The organism is Microbulbifer salipaludis, assembly GCF_017303155.1.
Taxonomy (GTDB): domain Bacteria; phylum Pseudomonadota; class Gammaproteobacteria; order Pseudomonadales; family Cellvibrionaceae; genus Microbulbifer; species Microbulbifer salipaludis.
The window spans coordinates 1,017,365-1,037,116 of the sequence record NZ_JAEKJR010000002.1; the positions used below are offsets into that span (position 1 = coordinate 1,017,365).

Below are 19,752 nucleotides of genomic sequence, written 5' to 3' on the forward strand. Positions count from 1 at the left end.
TGTTTTACACTGGGTTATGAGAACTTTTCCGCGAAATCTCTAACTAACAGTGTGGTACTGGTCATCCGGGGCTGCCCGGAGATGCGGCCGGTAATGGTACCCGTCGCCGACAGAATGCGATGGTCACCGCCTCCGGGCGGCAATCGGGGTCGGCTTGCGGAACGCACTTTAATGAATATTAGTAAAAGGGCCTTTCAGGGGTAACAAATATGGTTGCACGCTACTCGCAGTTTTTGCTTGCACTTTGCTATCTGGTTTCTCTTTCGCTGGTTTCCACCGCGGCACATGCGCGCGGTCTGCCAGAACTGACCGACCTCATCAAACAGAACTCTCCCGCGGTGGTGAAAATCAACACCGTGGAGCGCAGCCGTGTATCGCGCAATTCGGTGCCGCCGCGCTATCAGCAGGATATTCCGGACATTTTCCGCCACCTGCTGGAACCCCGTGAGCGGCAGCAGCGGCCCGTAGCCAGCATGGGTTCCGGCTTTATCATTTCCAAGGATGGCTACGTAGTCACCAATAACCATGTGGTGGACGGCGCAGACGAGGTGCTGGTGACGCTGACAGATCGCCGCGAGTACGAGGCCAAGGTGGTGGGTACCGACCCGCGCTCGGACCTCGCGCTGCTGAAGGTGGATGCGGATGATTTGCCCTCTGTGCGCTGGGGCGACTCGGAGCGCATGGAAGTGGGCGAATGGGTGGTGGCCATTGGCTCACCCTTTGGCTTGGATTACTCGGCCAGCGCCGGCATCGTCAGCGCCATGGGGCGCAGCATCCCCAATGAAAGCCGTGAAAACTATGTGCCCTTCATTCAGACCGACGTGGCCATCAACCCGGGTAACTCCGGTGGCCCGCTGTTTAACCTGGACGGTGAAGTCGTCGGCATCAATTCGCAGATCTATACCCGCAGTGGCGGCTCTATCGGCCTGTCCTTTGCCATCCCCGCGAGCCTGGCGCAGGACGTTGTGGCGCAATTGATGGAGAAGGGGCGTGTGGATCGTGGCTGGCTGGGTGTGGGTATCCAGGATGTGGATCGCAAACTGGCCACCGCCATGGGCCTCGGCAAGCCCTCCGGCGCACTAGTGGGCCAGCTGGAGGCCGGTTCTCCCGCCGACAAAGCCGGGATCAAAGTCGGGGACATCATCACCCGCTTTAACGGCCAGAAAATCAATATGTCCGGAGACCTGCCCCATGTAGTGGGCCAGACCCGCCCGGGCACCGAAGTGCCGGTATTGCTGATGCGGGAAGGCAACCAGGAAAAGCTCAAAGTGCGCGTGGGTGCGCTGCCCGGTGACGACGGCGGCCAGCAGGCGTCTGTCGCACCGCAGAGCTCGGATGTTGGTGGTCGTCTCGGCCTGGTAGTGGATGAGATTCCCGATGGCCTGAAGCAGCGTCTCGGCGTGGAGAGTGGCGTTATCGTGAAGCAAGTGGTGCCGGGCAAGGCCGGTGCCAATGCCGGCCTGCGCAGCGGAGACATCATTGCCCAGCTCGGATTCGATCAGGTGGAATCCCTCGCGGATTACCAGAAGATCGCCAAGAAATTGCCGAAGGGCGAGCTGTTGCCAATCCGCTTCTTCCGCGGTGGCCAGCCCACCTTCCGCACCATCCAGATCGAAGAGGATTAAACCGGTGAATGGACGGGCTCCCGCGGTTGCCACGCCGCGGCCCGAGCCCGGTCAGGTGCCCGGAGCCCTTGAACAGTCGGGGCTCCGCGGAGATTGGATGCACTTTTCGTGCAACCTGTTAGACTTGCGCCCACAGCGCGGCCCGGTCCGCCCATTAACTCACTGATTTTTAAAAGGTTTTATCCTCGCAGTGGCCACTGATCTCTCCCATATCCGCAACTTTTCCATCATCGCTCACATCGACCACGGGAAATCCACCCTCGCCGACCGTTTTATCCAGGTCTGCGGCGGCCTGACCGAGCGTGAGATGGCCGCACAGGTCCTCGACAGCATGGACATCGAGCGGGAGCGGGGCATTACCATCAAGGCCCAGAGTGTGACCCTGGATTACACCGCTCGCGACGGTAAAACCTACCAGCTGAACTTCATCGATACCCCCGGACACGTGGACTTCTCCTACGAAGTTTCCCGCTCGCTGGCGGCCTGTGAAGGCGCCTTGCTGGTGGTGGACGCCGCACAGGGCGTCGAAGCCCAGTCCGTGGCCAACTGTTACACCGCCATTGAACAGGGCCTGGAAGTGATTCCGGTACTGAACAAAATGGATCTTCCCCAAGCCGAACCGGAAAAGGTGGCCGAGGAAATCGAAGACATCATTGGTATCGATGCGACCGAGGCGACCCGTTGCAGTGCCAAATCGGGCATTGGCGTGGAGGACGTACTCGAAGATCTGGTGCGTCTGGTGCCGCCCCCGGTGGGTGATGTGGAGGCGCCGCTGCAGGCCCTGATTATCGATTCCTGGTTCGACAGCTATCTCGGCGTGGTGTCGCTGGTGCGGGTCATGCAGGGCACCCTCAGTACCAAAGACAAGATTGTGACCAAGTCCCTTGGCCGTCCCCATGTGGTGGACAGCGTGGGCGTATTTACCCCCAAACGCAAAGAGACTGGCGTACTGCGAGCCGGCGAAGTGGGCTTCGTGGTTGCCGGCATCAAGGACATCCACGGTGCCCCCGTGGGTGACACCCTGACCCATGCCAAGGGCGCGGAAGAGGTGGAGATGCTGCCGGGCTTCCAGAAGGTGAAGCCGCAGGTCTACGCCGGTCTGTTCCCGGTGAGCTCTGACGATTACGAAGCCTTCCGCGATGCGCTGGACAAGCTCTCGCTCAACGATGCTTCCCTGTTCTACGAGCCGGAAACATCCGACGCCCTGGGCTTCGGTTTCCGCTGTGGCTTCCTTGGCATGTTGCACATGGAGATCATCCAGGAGCGCCTGGAGCGCGAGTACGACCTGGATCTGATTACCACCGCCCCCACGGTGGTCTACGAAGTGCAGCTGACCAACGGCGAACTGGTCAACATGGACAACCCCTCGCGCATGCCCGACCTGGGAATGATCGAGGAAATGCGTGAGCCGATCGTGGAAGCGAATATCCTGGTTCCACAGGATTACCTGGGCAATGTGATTACCCTGTGTGTCGAGAAACGCGGTATCCAGAAAGACATGCAGTACGTGGGTGGTCAGGTGTCACTGCGCTACGAGCTGCCCATGAGCGAAGTGGTGATGGACTTCTTCGATCGCCTGAAATCGGTCAGCCGCGGGTTTGCATCGCTGGATTACAACTTTGTGCGCTTTGACCCGGCAAAACTGGTACGCCTTGATATTCTGATCAACGGTGAGCGGGTGGACGCCCTGGCCGTGATCCTGCACCGCGACAATGCGCAGCAGCGCGGCCGTGCCCTGGCAGAGAAGATGAAAGAGCTGATTCCACGGCAGATGTTCGATGTGGCGATCCAGGCGGCGATTGGTGGTCAGGTGATCGCGCGTACCACGGTTAAGGCGCTGCGCAAAAACGTAACCGCGAAGTGTTACGGTGGTGACGTGACCCGTAAGAAAAAGCTGCTGGAAAAGCAGAAAGCCGGTAAACGCCGCATGAAGCAACTTGGCCGGGTAGAAGTGCCCCAGGATGCCTTCCTGGCGGTGCTGAAGGTAGACAACTGATTTGAGGCCGAACTGGCCTCGCGCCCGGGGATGAACCCCGGTGTTTTGGACAACCATCGATAAGAACCCGTCAGAAAGAGACGTTTGAATGGATATCAATTTCCCCCTTATTTTGCTGTTGCTGGTGGTGGTGACAGGGGTTATCTGGCTGCTTGATCTGTTGCTGCTTGCTCCGGGGCGCAAGGCCCGCGCGGATAAAGGGCAGCAGGTTGAAGAACCGGTGGTGGTGGAATACGCCAAGTCTTTCTTTCCGGTACTGGCCATTGTCTTTGTGTTGCGCTCTTTTATCGTCGAGCCCTTCCAGATTCCGTCGGCCTCTATGGACCCCACCCTGCAGGTTGGGGATTTCATCCTCGTCAACAAATACGCCTATGGGCTGCGCCTGCCAGTATCCCGCACCAAAGTGGTGGATATCGGTGAACCCAAGCGTGGCGACGTGATGGTGTTCTTTCCGCCGCACGCCAATGAAACCTATTACATCAAGCGCGTGATCGGCTTGCCGGGTGATGAGATCCGGCTGGTCAACAACCAGCTGTTTATTAATGGCAAGCCGGCACCCCAAGAGCTGATCCAGGCGCTGCCCCCGGGTAACCCGCAGAAAGAGTTCCTGTGGGAGGAAATCGATGGTCATCGCCACCTGATGGCGAAACAGGTGGTGCCGACGCAATACGGCAATGTACGCACCGTGGTGGTGCCCGAGGGGCACTACTTCATGATGGGGGACAACCGGGATAACAGTCTCGATAGCCGCAAGTGGGGCTTCGTACCGGAGAAAGACATTGTCGGCAAGGCCTTTGCAATCTGGATGCATTGGGACAAACTATTGAGCCTGCCCAGCTTTGAGCGGGTGGGCGGCATCGAGTAGGACTCTTTGCCCAATCATTGACTGGAACCATGGACCGGCATTAATAACGATAAAACGGTACTAGAGAATGGCTTTACAACAACATACACCGTTCGCCGGACAGCGGGGCATGAGTTACTGGGGCTGGCTGTTTGTCATTGCGGTATTCGGGTTTGGCCTGACCATCGTGTCCAAAATGGGGCCAGCTTATGTGGACGCGCACTTCGTGGAAGAGGGTCTGGTAACCCTGTCCAAGCAAAGCGGCATCCGTGAGATGAGTAATAGCGAAATCAAGCGCGAGCTGGATCGCTTCTTTACCATCAACAATGTGCGTGGTGAGCCAGCACAATCGGTAAAAATTATCCGCGGTGCAGACAGCACCCTGGTAAGCATCAACTACGAACTGCGTCAGCCGCTGCTCCACAACGTGGATGTGGTGATGAAGTTCGACAAACAACTGAATACTGCCAAGCCCGAGCTCTGCTGTGAGCCTCTGGTGGATCTTGAGCAGTTTCGCAAGCGAGACGAATACTGACCGGTGACCGACGACCTCCACCTGCAACGACTTGGCAACCGCCTCGGGTATCAGTTTGCCCGGGCGGACTTGCTCACCCTGGCCCTGACCCATCGCTCCCACGGCAGCCGCAACAACGAACGGCTGGAATTCCTCGGCGACTCCATTCTCGGGTTTACCATCAGTGCGGCCCTGTTCGAACAGTTTCCCGAAGGGCGTGAAGGCCAGATGAGCCGTCTTCGCGCGCAGCTGGTAAGCGGTGAGACCCTTGCCAAACTGGCACGCGAACTGGAGCTGGGGGAGTGCCTGCGGCTCGGCGAAGGGGAAATGAAAAGCGGTGGCCACCGCCGCGCGTCCATTCTGGCGGATGCGGTAGAGGCCATTATTGGTGCCATTTACCTGGATGCGGGGCTGGAAGCCGCGCGCGAGCGGGTACTGGCCTGGTTTGCCCCGCGTTTACAGAACCTCTCGCTGGAAACCGCCAAGGACCCCAAGACGCGACTGCAGGAATGGCTGCAGGCGCGGCAGAAGCCGCTACCCGACTACCAGGTAGTCGATGTGGTCGGTGAGGAGCACTCTCAGCAGTTTGTGGTGGAATGCCGCGTCGATGGACTCAACCAGCCGGTGCGCGGTACCGCCGGTAATCGACGGGCAGCGGAGAAGGCCGCCGCCAGCGAAGCCTACACCCGACTGACCGGGCAATCCTGACTCTATACTCAGCATCAGTACCCAAAGCATATTTTTTACACCGGCCGGTAAGCGGCCGGTGCGCAGGCCGAAGAGGCCCGGAGATTTTTCTTGAGCGATTCCAATACCTCGCCCACCCGCTGTGGTTATGTGGCCATTGTCGGCCGCCCCAATGTGGGTAAGTCCACCCTGTTGAATCACGTGCTGGGGCAGAAGATCTGTATTACCTCACGCAAGCCACAGACCACACGCCACAATATGCTGGGCATCAAGACCGAGGGTGCCAACCAGATCATTTTTGTGGACACCCCGGGGCTGCATGCGGGGGAAGAAAAGGCGATCAACCGCTATATGAACCGCGCGGCAATCAGCTCCACCCGCGATGTGGACGTGGTGGTATTCGTGGTGGAGCGCGCTCGCTGGACCGAGGGTGACGAGCTGGTTGCACAGAAGCTGCGCGGGCTCAAGTGCCCACTGATTATTGCGATCAACAAGGTGGATCAGCTCGAGGACAAGAACGCGTTGCTGCCACAGCTGCAGGCACTGGGCGAGCGCTTTCCCGAAGCGGAAATCGTGCCTATATCGGCACTGCGCGAAGCCAACCTCAAGGCACTGGAAGACGTGATTGTGCAGCGCCTGCCGGAAGGTATACATTTTTACGAAGAAGACCAGATTACCGACCGCAGTTCGCGCTTTCTTGCTGCTGAAATCGTACGCGAAAAAGTCATGCGTCAACTCGGTGCCGAGATTCCCTATGCGGTGACCGTGGAGGTCGAAGAATTTGCCCAGGAAGGAAAAGTCCTGCATATCAGTGCCGCGATTCTGGTGGAGCGCAACGGGCAAAAACGCATTCTGATCGGTACCAAGGGCGAGCGGATCAAGCAGATCGGTCAGCAGGCGCGTGTGGATATGGAGCGCCTGTTCGACAGCAAGGTGATGCTCAACCTCTGGGTGAAAGTGAAATCCGGCTGGTCTGATGACGAGCGCGCACTGCGCAGTCTTGGCTACGTCGACAAGCGCTAACCGGGCAAGCAACCACCGTGCAGCAGCTGCCTCCGCAACCGGCGTACATTCTGCACTCCCGGCCTTTCCGTGATTCCAGCCTGATTCTGGAGCTGCTGACGCCCGATTTTGGGCGCATTTCCTGTATTGCAAAGGGCGCCCGGCGTGACAAGCAGCGCCGCCAGCGCGCCCTGCAACCGTTTTCCCCCCTGTTGGTGACCCTGCTCGGGCGCCACGACCTTAAAACACTCGGTCCGCTGGAAAGTGCCGGTCAGCCCGCGTGGCTGACAGGCCGCGCCGTCTACGGCGGCCTCTACGCCAATGAGTTGCTGGTGCGCTTGTTGCCGGAGGGGGAGGGGTTTCTCGCGATCTTTGCGGGCTATCAGCAGTTACTGGGGGCCCTGGCGGGCACCTCCGGGGAACACAGTGCGGAGTTGGAATTGCCCCTGCGGCTGTTTGAACTGAATCTGTTGCGGTCATTGGGGAGCTGCCCGGATCTCGCATACAGCCCGCGCGACCACGGAGCCGTGCGAGCGGACGCGGTGTATCGGCTGACCGCCGAAGATGGCTTTGTGCCTGTGGTGGTGCCGGCGGGGCAGGCATTGCGCAGCGCCGACTTCGCCGGTGCACACCTTCTTGCACTGGCACAATTGCTGAATTCAGCCGGGGAGGGGGAGAGACCACCACCGCCGGCGGATGCCCTGGCAGCGGCCAAGCGACTGACCCGGCAATTACTGCAGCCCCTGTTGGGAAATCGCCCGCTGAAAAGCCGCGAACTATTTCGCCAGGTCTACAGCGAAGGTTGACGGCACGCATTGGGGCGCAGTTGTCAGTTGGCTACCGTCTTGCTGTTGCCCGTCAGCTCGCTGTCAGTGCCAAACAGGGCTTCCAGATCCTGTTCTGCCGCCCAGTCCCGCAAGCTGCGGATTTCCCTGCGCACTGCCTCAAACGCACTTTCAAGAGTCGCGCCGTCGATACCGTCTTCCCCGTGCTCAAGTACCGGCCTCAGTAGTTCCTGCAGGTGTTCCGAGGCGGCCCGCAATCTTGGCACACCACAGTAGCAGCAGCCTCCGTGGAGACGGTGTACATGCTCGAACAGCGCCTTGAAATCACCGTCCCGGTAAACGCGCGCCAGCTCCTGTTCGTCGTCATGCAGGCCTTTCAGCAGCATCCGCAGCAGGTCACGAGCAAGCCCCGGGTCCTGGTTGGCGAGATCAAGGCTTTCACCGATATCCACCAGGCGCGGGCCAGCAACCGTGTTTGATGTATCGGTATCCACCGGCACATTGACCTCCATCCAGCGCTTTACCGTGTGGGTGAGCTGGACTTCGCTGACCGGTTTGCTCAGGTAATCATCCAGGCCGGCACTGAGTAGACGTGATTTCTCTTCGGTGCCTACATGGGCAGTGAGCGCAATGATGGGGGTGCGCCGGCCAGACTCCTCCTCGCGAATACGTTGGGTTGTGGCGAGTCCATCCATCCCCGGCATCTGGATATCCATAAAGATCATATCGAAATGCTGTTCCCGCCAGAGGTCGAAGGCCTCTTCGCCGCTGGCGGCCAGAACAACTTCAATATTCTGGGACCGCAGGAATTCACTCATCAGCAGGCGGTTCGCTTCATAGTCATCGACGGCAAGCACCCGTGGCCTTACTGGCCAGGGAAGGCTTGCGACGCTGCCGGTTTGTGGCCGGGACTGAGCTTGGTGGGGGAGGGCCCGCTTCAGTGCGCGCATGAGTCCATCGCGGCTTACGGGCTTGCCGAGAAATGCCAGAACCCGGGTGCGCAGAGCGTCATAACAGCGGCGTAAATCCACCGGGGAGCCCTGCACGATGACCCGACACTGGTAGGTGTCCACCAGTTGTTGCACGGTCGCAATGAACCCCTCGAAGTCCTCGCCGGCAATGGCGGTATCGATGACCAGTGCATCGGGCATGGCATCATGGCGCCACATCTGCTCTACGGTGGGCACCAGGTTTTCACCTGCGCTGTGCTCGATGGGCTCTGCTTGCCAGTGTTTCAGCTGTTGGCTCACCTGCTGCCGCGTCGTGGGGTTGGGGTCGGCCAGTAGCAAACGGCTTCCGGGGAACTGCTCGCGGGCAACCGCGGTGCGGTTGCGGTCGACCGTCAGCGGCAGCTGGACCCAGTAAATACAGCCCCCCAGGTCGTTGTCTTCAATGGTCAGTTCTCCGTTCATGGACTGCACCAGACTGCGTGCGATTCCCAGGCCCATGGCGATATTGGTCATCTGCTGAGGTGGATTTTTACCGAGCAGCTGCTTGAGCTCCCGACGGCCCTGTTCATCGCAACGCGCACCGTTATCGACAATGCCGATGCGCACGGTCAACTCCGATTCCTTGCCGCTTTGTACCGTGACGCGCACAGGGATGCTGCCGTTTTCCGAACAGCGAATCGCGGTACTCACGAGGTTGGTGAAAATCTGTTTGATCCGCAGCGGGTCTCCAATCTGTGAGGGCGGCAGCTGCGGGTCGATGAAGGGCACCAGCTCGAGGTTGTGTTCATAGCCGTAGGGCGCAAGGATCTGCAGGGTTTCCTCCAGCACTTGCCCCAGGTTCATTGGGGTGTGGTCCAGCACCAGGTTACCGGACTCGATACGCGAGAAGTCCAGCACGTCGTTGATGGTGGTCAGCAGGCTCTCGGCGGAGCGCAGAATGGTCTGCAGGTAGTCCTGCTGGAGCTGGTCGACCTCGGTTTTCAGCAAAAGGTTGGTAAAACCGATAATGCCGTTGAGGGGCGTGCGGATTTCATGACTGGTGTTGGCCAGGAAGGTGGATTTTACCCGGCTGTTTTCAACCGCTTTCTTGCGCGCAATCTCGAGCTCGATGTTCTGCTCTTCCATGGAGTCCAGTGATTGGCGCAAGTCTTCCATGGACTGGTGCAGGCTGTCTTCATAATCACGGTGATATTCCGACAGGTTATGCGCCATCAGGTTGATTTCTTCCGCTAACTGCGCAAGTTCCTGGTTGCGAGAGTCGGCGGTGCGCGCGTTGAACTGCCCCTGGCCGATGGCGCGCAGGGAAAGCTTGAAGCGTTCCAGGCTGAGAGAGGCCCGCTCTGACAGCCTGACTGCCCATACCAGCGCAACCAGCGCGCAGATGATGAGGCCAACAAGGCCCACCAGCGCCACCTGATAGGTCCCCACGAGGAAATAGGGACGGTGGAGCTCGATACTGAGCCAGCAATTGGTGTTTTCGCCGCGCAGCGGGTGCAGCACTTTCAGGCTCTGCAGGTCCTCGTGCACATGGGCCGGTCTGCCGCGAAGCTGCTCGGCGGTGAGCTCGGAGCGCGGGCGCGGGCCAACACTGGAAATCAGCTTGAACTCTTCCTCGCCGGCATCGTTGCGATCCGCACGATAAAGCTGCACAGAGCGAATCATGTCCCGCTCAAGCATCAGTGCCATCAGGCTCTTGTCGAGCCACTGGATACGATCTTCAAACGAGTGGCCTTCGCTGAGGTGAATCAGTTCCACCAGCTGTTCGGCGCTGGCGCGACCATGGCCGAGTAACAGGTCACGCCGGTCGCTCATTTGCTGCAGTGTGAACAGCACGGAAAGCAACAGCGAGAGGATCAGGGCGGGCGCCATGGTGTAGCGGAACAGAATGGCGCGCAGTGACAGCCGGCGGCGGGGGCGTCTCCCGCTGGGGCGGCCAGCCGCGGGTGTCTGCGGGGCAGTACTGGGGTCTTGGTGCGGGACTTTGGCCATGGCAGAGATCAATGCTGTGTTATTTTTGTCCGATTCTACCCCTGTTGGCCACAGATACCACCCCGGAAGGCCGGGTTTCTGCGGCAATTCTACCGTGCCTCGGCGTGCTGAATTCGCAGCCAAGGGGGCTTCAGGGGTAGAATGTGCGCCCGCGTTTCCAGAAAGAACCGATGTTGACTATGGAATATCCCACTATTGCCGATTGTGTCGGCAATACGCCGCTGGTGCGATTGCAGCGCCTGCAGGGCACTACCTCCAATACCATTCTGCTCAAGCTGGAGGGTAACAACCCCGCCGGCTCGGTGAAGGATCGCCCGGCGCTGTCGATGATCAGCCGCGCGGAACAGCGCGGTCAGATTCGCCCCGGCGACACCCTGATCGAGGCCACCAGCGGCAACACCGGTATCGCCCTGGCCATGGCCGCGGCTATCAAGGGCTATCGGCTGATACTGATCATGCCGGAAACCGCGACCGATGAACGCAAGGCGTCCATGGCCGCGTATGGCGCTGAGCTGATTCTGGTCACTGCCGAACAGGGCATGGAGGGCGCGCGGGATTTGGCACTGCAAATGCAGGAAGAGGGGCAGGGCCTGGTACTGGATCAGTTTTCCAACCTGGACAATCCCACTGCGCATATCGAGACCACCGGACCGGAAATCTGGCGGCAGACCGGTGGCGAGATTACGCACTTTGTTTCCTCCATGGGGACTACGGGCACCATCATGGGCTGTGGCCGATATCTCAAGCAGCAGAATCCGGATATCCAGATCATCGGCCTGCAGCCCACCGAGGGCTCGGCTATTCCCGGCATTCGTCGTTGGCCCCAGGCCTATCTGCCCAAGATCTTTGTGCCGGAGGAGGTAGACCGGGTGATGGATATCAGTCAACGAGATGCCGAAGACATGGCTCGTCGTTTGGCGCGGGAAGAGGGCATATTCTGTGGTGTTTCCTCCGGCGGCGCGGTCGCAGGTGCCTTGCGGATATCCGAGACTGTGGAAAATGCCACCATCGTCGCCATTATTTGTGACCGCGGGGACCGTTACTTGTCGTCGGGTCTGTTTGCTGGGGCTTAAGCGCCCGGCTGAGTGGCGTTACGCACTACTAACAACCGTTTTCCTTTTGTTCTGACCGCGAGTTAATACATTGGTACAAGTCAGAAAAAATTACCCAAGACTGGCCGACGGCACCCTCGATCGGGAGGCCTGGCTGCGCCATATTCAGGCGATGGCAAAACTCGATGGGGGCACCCTGGTGACCCTGCGCAAAGCCGTCGAGATGAGCGAAGACGCAGAGCAGAAAGCCATCGATGCCGAAAATATCTGGGTGGAAGGCACCAGTAGTTTCCTGACCGGCCTCGAGATGGTGGAAATCCTTGCGGACCTGCAAATTGATGGCGAGGCGCTGTGTGCCGCCATGCTGTACCGTGCCGTCCGCGAGAAACGACTATCACTGAAAACCGTTTCCGATGAGATGGGTGAGACCATTGCCAAGCTGATTCGCGGCGTGTTGCAGATGGCGGTTATCCGCAGTCGCACCGCGGATACCGGTGAGGAAAAACAGAGTGGTGCGGTCGAAGAGCACTCGGAAAATATTCGCCGTATGCTGGTGGCGCTGGTGGATGATGTGCGCGTGGCGCTTATCAAGCTGGCGGAGCGCACCTGCGCGATTCGCGCGTCGAAAAAGGCGGATGAAGCCAAGCGCCGGCGCGTGGCGAGAGAAGTCGCCGATGTTTATGCACCATTGGCGCACCGGCTGGGTATCGGGCATATCAAGTGGGAGCTGGAGGACCTGGCATTCCGCTATCTGGAACCCGACGATTACATGCAGATTGCCCGGCTGCTGGATGAAAAGCGCCTGGCGCGTCAGGACTATATCGACGACGTTCTGAGCCTGTTGCGCAACGAACTGGCCAAGGCGGAAATTGAAGGGGAAGTGTTCGGCCGCGCCAAGCATATTTACAGTATCTGGCGAAAGATGCGCCGCAAAAATATCGGCTTCTCCCAGGTCTATGATATTCGCGCCGTCCGGATTCTGGTGCCCACGGTGCGCGACTGTTACGCGGTGCTGGGTATCGTGCACAACCTGTGGCGCAATATTCCCAATGAATTTGATGATTACATTGCTTCTCCCAAAGACAACGGTTACCGATCACTGCATACGGCGGTGATCGGCCCCGATCGCAAGGTGCTGGAAGTGCAGATCCGCACCTTCGCCATGCACGAGGAGGCCGAGTACGGTGTCTGCGCGCACTGGCGTTACAAGGGGACCGATAAAAAGTCCGGGCAGCTGGATGGTCAGGATGGCTATGAGCAGAAAATTTCCTGGCTGCGTCAGGTGCTCGACTGGCATGAGGAAGTGGGCGGGAATCCGCTGCAGGAAGATTTGCAGGCGAGCGATGTCGACACCCGCATTTACGTGTTTACCCCGGACGGGCATGTAGTGGATTTGCCCCGCGGCGCCACGCCGCTGGACTTCGCCTACAGAATCCACACCGAGATCGGTCATCGCTGTCGCGGCGCCAAGGTGGATGGACGAATAGTGCCGCTCAACCATGAGTTGCAGACCGCGAATCAGGTTGAAATCCTCACCGGCAAGCGCGAGGCGCCCAGTCGCGACTGGATTTCCCGCAGCATGGGCTATATCACCACCTCCCGGGCCCGGGCCAAGGTCATCCACTGGTTCAAGCAGCAGGCGCGGGACCAGAATATTGCTGAAGGTCGAACCATCCTCGATGGGGAGTTCAAACAGTTGGCGCTGGCCGATTTTGATTTTGAAAAGCTGGCCAAAAAGCTGAATATGCACTCCCTCGACGACCTGTATGCCGCCGTGGGCGCGGGCGATGTGGGTGTCGGCCAGGTGTTGAATGCTGCCCAGCGCATGGTGAAAGTCGAGCAGGGTGAGCCGGTGCCTTCGTTGACCGCACCGGTGGCGCGGGACGGTCATGCGGACGTGTACATTGATGGGGTCGGTAACCTGCTTACCCAGATTGCACGCTGCTGTAATCCGGTGCCGGGTGATGAAATCATGGGCTATATCACCCAGGGGCGCGGCGTTTCCATTCACCGGAAAGATTGCGCCAATATGCTGCGTATGCAGTCGGACGAACCGGAGCGCATCCTGCAGGTGGAGTGGGCGGAGAAGCCCACGGAAGTCTACGCAGTGGAGATCATGGTGGAGGCATACGACCGCCATGGCCTGCTGCGGGATGTGACCACCATGCTGGACAGTCAGCGTATCAATATTACCGCGATGCAGACACACTCCAACAAGCACAAGCACACGGTGGATATGGTCATTACCGCAGAGATTCATAACTTTGAGGAGCTGAGTCATGTGTTGCACCGGATCAACCAGCTTCCCAATGTGGCGTCGGCCAAGCGGCGTATTCTTCACTGAAGCAGCCTCTGAGTGGTCATGATGAAAGAAACCTACACCGTCGAAGACCTGCAATACCTGATGTCGCAACTGCGCAACCCCGATGGGGGTTGCCCCTGGGACCTGAAGCAGACCTTTGCCACCATTGTTCCCTCGACCATCGAAGAAGCCTACGAGGTCGCAGAAGCGATCGAGAAGGAGGATTTTGAGCACCTGCACGAGGAGCTCGGAGACCTGCTGTTTCAGGTGATTTTCTATGCCCAGCTCGGTAGGGAACAGGGACATTTCGATTTCTCTCGCATCGTCGACACTCTGGTGCGAAAGCTGGTCCGGCGCCACCCGCACGTATTCCCCTCCGGGCAACTTTATAGCGACGGGCCTGATGAGGCATCGCTCGGCGCCATTGACGAGCAGCAGGTTAAAGCCAACTGGGAGGCTATCAAGGCCGAGGAGCGGCAAGGCAAAGGCGAGAAAGGAACCCTGGATGGGGTCGCCGTGGGCCTACCGGCGCTGACACGTGCGGCGAAGCTACAGAAGCGCGCAGCGCAGGTGGGTTTCGACTGGCCAGAAATTGGCGGTGTACTGGCGAAAGTGGAGGAGGAACTCCGCGAGCTACGCGAGGCGATTGATTCCGGCGACCGCGCGCATGCGCGAGAAGAACTGGGGGATCTGTTGTTTTCCTGTGTGAATCTGGCGCGGCATCTGAAGGAAGACCCTGAGGTCGCCCTGCGACAGTGCAATCGCAAGTTTGAGCAGCGTTTCGGTGCGGTGGAAGCGGCGCTGAAGGCGCGGGATCAGCAGCCGTCGGACGTTTCCCTGGAAGAGCTGGATCGTCTGTGGGAAGCGTCCAAAGGCTAGCCGGCAATGACCCGGGCGGCGAACTGCCGGCGAACGCCGTGGCAAAACAGGGGAAAAATCGGTAACTGGTCGAAAATCCGCAGGATTGTGTAAAAAAATTACCGATTTCGGCCAGACCACATGTGCACTTGTTCTGTTTTGGGGCAGAGTGTAAGGTAGCGATCTTTTTACGGTGGCCCGCCGCAATGACTGCGCTGCGCCTCGGCATGATCTGGAGATTATCTGTTTATGCGAATCATACTTCTGGGCGCTCCGGGCGCAGGTAAGGGCACCCAGGCCCAGTTCATCACCGAGAAGTTTGGAATTCCTCAGATTTCCACCGGCGATATGCTCCGCGCCGCGGTAAAGGCTGGCACCCCGCTGGGATTGCAGGCCAAAGACATCATGGCAGCGGGCAAGCTGGTTTCTGACGACCTGATTATCGCGCTGGTCAAAGAGCGTATCACCCAGCCGGACTGTGCGAACGGTTTCCTGTTCGATGGCTTTCCGCGCACTATTCCCCAGGCGCAAGCCATGCTGGACGCCGATGTATCCATTGACCACGTGCTGGAAATTGCCGTGGACGATGAGGAAATCGTGAAGCGCCTGTCTGGCCGTCGTGTTCACGAAGGCTCGGGTCGTGTGTATCACCTGATCTACAATGCCCCGAAAAATGAGGGTGTGGACGACGTCACTGGTGAGCCTTTGGTTCAGCGCGCCGATGACACGGAAGAGACGGTACGCAACCGCCTGTCAATTTATCATGAGCAAACGGAGCCCCTGGTCGGTTTTTACCGCGAGCTGGAGCAGCGTGAACCAGAATCCGCGCCGAAATACAGCAAAGTCGAAGGTGTGGGCTCCATGGAAGATATCCGCGGGAAGGTGCTGGAGGCTCTGAGCTGATTGGCTCGCTCCCTCCCTTTACAAAAGGCTCCCTCGGGAGCCTTTTTTGGTGGCCGCCCACAAGGTCCTGTCGACAGAATGCACTATCAAGGCGATAGAAATCCCCCTGAATACATTTGCGCCGGTTTCTGAAATACTCCGGCCGTTGGGCGGTTTCACGTATTGCCCATCCCCGAACCTGATACCCGAGTGCACAGGAGTACCAACGAACATGGCTCACGCGATCATTTTGATGAACCTGGGGACCCCCGCAGAGCCCACGCCCGGAGCCGTGCGGGCGTTTCTCCGTGAATTCTTGTCCGATACCCGGGTGGTAGAGATCCCGAAGCCGGTGTGGCAGCTGATTCTCAACCTGTTCATCCTGCCCCTGAGGCCGAAGCGCATAGCGCCCGCTTATGCGGAAATCTGGGATAGTGGCCTCGACGGGGAGCCGGTAAGCGGGTCCCCGATCATGTTCTACACCCGAAGGCAGGCAGAGCTGCTGCAGGCGCGGCTTCAGCCTCATGATTCCGTCGCAGGTGATGAGACAGGCGGTGGTAACGTCATGGTCACTTACGCAATGACTTACGGTGCGCCCAATCTGGCGGATACTGTTGAGCGGCTGCGGCAGGAAGGAGCAAAGCGGTTTACCCTGGTGCCGCTTTATCCCCAGTACTCGGCGACGACCACCGGAGCGATTTACGATCAGGTGGCCCGCATCATTCGGACGTCGCGCGATGTGCCGGATATTTCTGTAGTCCACCATTACTGGGAGCATCCAGGTTACATTGCGGCGTTGGCGAACTCGGTACGTGAGCACTGGCACAAGCATGGCCAGGCAGAGAAACTCATGATGTCGTTTCACGGTATCCCAAAGGCAAACACCCGCAAGGGAGACCCCTATTACCACCACTGCTGTGGTACCGCCGAGCGATTGGCAGAAGCACTTGGTCTGTCGCGGGAGCGGTGGGAAATCACTTTTCAGTCGCGTTTTGGCAAGGCGGAGTGGCTTCAGCCATACACCGATAAAACCCTGATTGAGTGGGGGCGTAACGGTGTTGCCAGTGTCGATGTGCTGTGTCCCGCGTTTTCGGCTGACTGCCTCGAGACGCTGGAGGAAATCGCGGTAGAGAATCGCGCTAATTTTATTGATGCGGGTGGTCGGGAATACCGATACATTCCCGCGCTTAATACCCGTGAAGATCATATAGCGATGCTTGAAGCCATTGTGCGGGAGCGCATTTCTGATTTAGAAGCCGGGTAATTTCTGCGGCCGTTTTTCCAGTTTCCTGAGGTATTTTCTTTAAAAATGCCCTGCATCTACAAAAAAACCGAATTTTTTCTGGAAATTCGGTTTTTTTTGCCTGTTTTTTCTTGCAAACCCCCTTTTTTTTATTAAGTTTGATACAGCCGTGTCATTTTGAATGGCTGGGCTGCTCTCGATTCTCAGGTTTTACCCGTTGCGTCTAGCGGATGATTGTTACGGAATCCCGCACGTATCGTCGCCAGGTGGAAAATCGAGGGCTGTTGCAATTCCCGGCAGCAGCGAGAACCGGGTTGCTGGTTGGAACACTCTTCGGTGTTCAAGGTGACTTCTTCTATAGAGAACGAGGAGACAAGGGATGGCACGAGTCGCAAAGAAAAAGGCCAAGGCAAAACGTGTAGCCAAGGCCAAACCGGCTGCCACGGTTAATACTGGCACATCGCCAGTGGTTGCCAAGGCACAAAAGGCGGTGGATTCTGCCGCGAAGGCACTGGATGCCCAGTTGGACCGGGTTGGCAAGGCACGGGCACGGGTTCAGAAAACCGGATCTGCGGCAGCCAAGCAGTCGCTGGCTTCGGCCAACGCGAAGTTGCGTGAGCAGCGATTGAAGGTGGCGGAAGCCAAGTTAGGGCTGGCCAAAGCCAGTGCGATGGATTCAGTGCGTGAGGCGGAGGAGTCTGCCAAGAAATCGGTTTCTGCCCTCGCCGACAAACTGTCGACCAAGGCTGACAAGGAGCTTGCCAAGGCACTGAAGTCGTTTGAGAGCCGCTGGAAAAAAGCGCGCGCCAAGGCTGATGCCAAGAAAGTAAAAGCCGCGGAAAAAAAAGCGACCGCGAAAGTGAAGGCGGCGGCGAAGAAGGCCGCGGCGAAAGCCAAAGCGTTAGAGAAAAAGGCGGCAGCCAAGGCCAAGGCCGAAGCGAAAAAGGCGGCGAAGGCAGCCTCCAAGAAAAAAGCCGTAAAGAAGTCGGCAGCCAAGAAGACTGCCGTTAAGAAAGCGCCGGGTCGCCCCAAGAAGTCAGCTGCGAAGAAGTCAGCTGCGAAGAAGGCGGCAACCAAGGCCACCAAGTCTGCGCCGAAGAAGTCCGCCCGTCGCGGACGGCCACCCAAGGCGGCAAAAAAAGCCGGCGCTCGTCGGGGGCGGCCACCGAAAAAAGCCTGATATCTTAATGATCACTGCTTGTGTCCCAGGCAGAGCATTGAAGCCCCGGCCAATGGCCGGGGTTTTTATTTGCGCGCAGGGCTGGCGTTGCCCCAGTTGCGTTTGTCGCTGGGCATGCCACAATTCGCCCCCTGATTTGTACGCTTCCCGCGGAAATGGGCCTTGCCCCCACTTCTCCACCTGTTTTAAGCACGAGCTATGGCATTGAAACTTCTGGCTGTTGATACCACCTCCGGCGCCTGTTCCGTGGCCCTGTACCAGGACGGAGCAGTCACCGAGCAGTTTGTCAGGGCGGAGCGGGATCATACCCGCCGCCTGCTACCCATGGTGGAGGCGGTGTTGGCCGATGGCGGGTGTCGCCTGGCCGATGTCGACGCACTGGCTGTCAGCCAGGGCCCGGGTTCATTCACGGGTCTGCGCATTGCGATCAGTTGTGTGCAGGGACTGGCCTTTGCCGCGGACAAACCGGTGATACCGGTTTCCAGTCTCGCGGCCATGGCGACTGGCGCGATTCGTGCAAACCCGGACTGGCAAGGGGCACCGGTGCTGCCGGCGCTGGATGCGAGGATGCAGGAGGTTTACTGGGGACTCTACGCGGCTGACTGTCCCGCCGAGGCCCTGTTGCCCGATGCCGTGGCAAGCCCTGAACAGGTGGTTGCCGCACTGGAAGAGGCCGGGCACGGCCCTGCAGATGACCATCAATGCAACTTCTACGCCGCCGGCCCCGGCTGGCAGTACCCTTCGCTGGCCGCTTTGACCCCGCTGGGGGTGTGGGAAGAGGCTGTGATTCATGCCCAGGATATCGCGGTGTTGGCCGCAGGTTTCTGGCCGAGCGGTACGTTTGTCGCTGCTCAGGACCTGGAACCAGCGTATTTGCGTAATGAGGTGACCTGGAAAAAACGCGAACGTATTCGCGATCGCTGACCTCAGGGTAACTCTCTTCAATAACAAACACCGTGGTGAGCAGGGTTGTCGCTCCCCGGCCAAGCAGTAGTCCGTATGGAAACTTTTCAGATCATTATCCTTGCCCTGATTCAGGGAATTACGGAGTTTCTTCCGATTTCCAGTTCCGCGCACCTGATTCTTCCCAATCAGGTGCTCGGTTGGCCGGATCAGGGGCTGGCGTTTGATGTGGCCGTGCATTTCGGTTCCCTGACGGCGGTGCTGATCTATTTCCGCAAGGACGTCTGGCATTTGATCCGCGATGGGCTGGGCGGATTCAGAAGCGGTCAGTTTAGTGATGAGGGGCGGCTCGCCTGGTTGATTGTGCTGGCTACCATTCCCGCAGGGCTGGTGGGCCTGGCGTTCAAGGATTTTATTGAAACCCACATGCGCTCGTCCGCGGTGATCGCAACCACGACCATTCTGTTTGGCGCCCTGCTGTGGTGGGCGGATGTACATGGTGCGCGGCGGGATGATCTGGGCAAGTTGAACTGGAAGAAGGCGCTGATGATCGGTGCCGCCCAGGCCATTGCACTGATTCCCGGCACCTCCCGTTCCGGGATCACCATGACCGCTGGCTTGATGCTGGGGATGAAGCGGGAGGCCGCCGCACGCTTTTCTTTTTTGATGTCGATTCCGGTAATTGCCCTCAGTGCATTACTGTTGACGCTGGAGCTTCTGGATACCCATTCAGTACCCTGGGGGAGTATCTTCCTCGGCGTGGTGCTGTCCGGAATCAGTGCCTATCTGTGTATCCATTTTTTCCTTCAATTTATCAGTCGCATTGGCATGGCGCCTTTTGCCATCTACCGCTTTTTGCTGGGTGGGGCATTGATCTGGCTATTGCTCGCCAGCTGAGCCGCCGAAGGTCGCCGCTTTCCGTGATGGAGGCGCGACTGTG

16 protein-coding genes are annotated in these 19,752 nt (G+C 58.8%); 15 read left to right on the forward strand and 1 reads right to left on the reverse strand.

What is annotated here, in order from left to right; all coding sequences use genetic code 11:
• The first annotated feature begins 209 nt into the window (after positions 1–209).
• The 7 genes from JF535_RS09985 (at position 210) to recO (ending at position 7,474) form a co-directional block, all read left to right on the forward strand.
• Entirely contained in the window at positions 210–1,625 is a 1,416-nt protein-coding gene (locus tag JF535_RS09985; RefSeq protein ID WP_207001717.1) for a DegQ family serine endoprotease, read from the forward strand.
• Positions 1,626–1,815: 190 nt separating this feature from the next.
• Entirely contained in the window at positions 1,816–3,621 is a 1,806-nt protein-coding gene (gene lepA, locus JF535_RS09990; protein ID WP_207001719.1) for a translation elongation factor 4, read from the forward strand.
• 88 nt (positions 3,622–3,709) lie between these two features.
• On the forward strand, positions 3,710–4,486 hold the full coding sequence (lepB, locus tag JF535_RS09995) for a signal peptidase I (RefSeq protein WP_207001721.1): 777 nt from the start codon (positions 3,710–3,712) through the stop codon (positions 4,484–4,486).
• A gap of 67 nt (positions 4,487–4,553) precedes the next feature.
• Positions 4,554–5,000 (forward strand): DUF4845 domain-containing protein, encoded by a 447-nt coding sequence (locus JF535_RS10000; protein ID WP_066965230.1) that lies wholly within the window; start codon positions 4,554–4,556, stop codon positions 4,998–5,000.
• A 3-nt stretch (positions 5,001–5,003) separates the two neighbouring features.
• On the forward strand, positions 5,004–5,687 hold the full coding sequence (gene rnc / locus JF535_RS10005; protein ID WP_207001723.1) for a ribonuclease III: 684 nt from the start codon (positions 5,004–5,006) through the stop codon (positions 5,685–5,687).
• Between the two features lie 90 nt (positions 5,688–5,777).
• A complete protein-coding gene (era, locus tag JF535_RS10010; RefSeq protein ID WP_207001725.1) occupies positions 5,778–6,689 on the forward strand; it encodes a GTPase Era in 912 nt (303 codons plus the stop codon).
• Between the two features lie 17 nt (positions 6,690–6,706).
• The gene (gene recO, locus JF535_RS10015) at positions 6,707–7,474 is read left to right on the forward strand and encodes a DNA repair protein RecO (protein WP_340674158.1); all 768 of its coding nucleotides are present in this window, start codon (positions 6,707–6,709) and stop codon (positions 7,472–7,474) included.
• Between the two features lie 23 nt (positions 7,475–7,497).
• Here recO and JF535_RS10020 read toward each other — a convergent pair whose 3' ends face one another.
• Positions 7,498–10,392 (reverse strand): response regulator, encoded by a 2,895-nt coding sequence (locus JF535_RS10020; protein WP_242523784.1) that lies wholly within the window; start codon positions 10,390–10,392, stop codon positions 7,498–7,500.
• Between the two features lie 179 nt (positions 10,393–10,571).
• Here JF535_RS10020 and cysM point away from each other — a divergent pair, with 179 nt between their 5' ends.
• From cysM to JF535_RS10060, 8 genes are all read left to right on the forward strand, one after another.
• The gene (gene cysM / locus JF535_RS10025) at positions 10,572–11,465 is read left to right on the forward strand and encodes a cysteine synthase CysM (protein ID WP_242523785.1); all 894 of its coding nucleotides are present in this window, start codon (positions 10,572–10,574) and stop codon (positions 11,463–11,465) included.
• A 70-nt stretch (positions 11,466–11,535) separates the two neighbouring features.
• Complete coding sequence (relA, locus tag JF535_RS10030) at positions 11,536–13,788, forward strand: GTP diphosphokinase (RefSeq protein WP_207001727.1); 2,253 nt, start codon at positions 11,536–11,538, stop codon at positions 13,786–13,788.
• A gap of 21 nt (positions 13,789–13,809) precedes the next feature.
• A complete protein-coding gene (gene mazG / locus JF535_RS10035; protein WP_207003714.1) occupies positions 13,810–14,625 on the forward strand; it encodes a nucleoside triphosphate pyrophosphohydrolase in 816 nt (271 codons plus the stop codon).
• 228 nt (positions 14,626–14,853) lie between these two features.
• Positions 14,854–15,507, forward strand: coding sequence for an adenylate kinase (adk, locus tag JF535_RS10040; protein WP_207001730.1), 654 nt, complete (start codon positions 14,854–14,856; stop codon positions 15,505–15,507).
• A gap of 211 nt (positions 15,508–15,718) precedes the next feature.
• Positions 15,719–16,750 carry a ferrochelatase gene (gene hemH, locus JF535_RS10045; RefSeq protein ID WP_207001732.1) on the forward strand — a complete coding sequence of 344 codons (1,032 nt, stop codon included), beginning with the start codon at positions 15,719–15,721 and terminating at the stop codon, positions 16,748–16,750.
• 358 nt (positions 16,751–17,108) lie between these two features.
• Positions 17,109–17,909 (forward strand): hypothetical protein, encoded by an 801-nt coding sequence (locus JF535_RS10050; protein ID WP_207001734.1) that lies wholly within the window; start codon positions 17,109–17,111, stop codon positions 17,907–17,909.
• Positions 17,910–18,107: 198 nt separating this feature from the next.
• Positions 18,108–18,833: a tRNA (adenosine(37)-N6)-threonylcarbamoyltransferase complex dimerization subunit type 1 TsaB gene (tsaB, locus tag JF535_RS10055; protein ID WP_207001736.1), complete on the forward strand. Its 726-nt coding sequence runs from the start codon at positions 18,108–18,110 to the stop codon at positions 18,831–18,833.
• 75 nt (positions 18,834–18,908) lie between these two features.
• Positions 18,909–19,709, forward strand: coding sequence for an undecaprenyl-diphosphate phosphatase (locus JF535_RS10060; RefSeq protein ID WP_207001739.1), 801 nt, complete (start codon positions 18,909–18,911; stop codon positions 19,707–19,709).
• Positions 19,710–19,752: the final 43 nt, after the last annotated feature.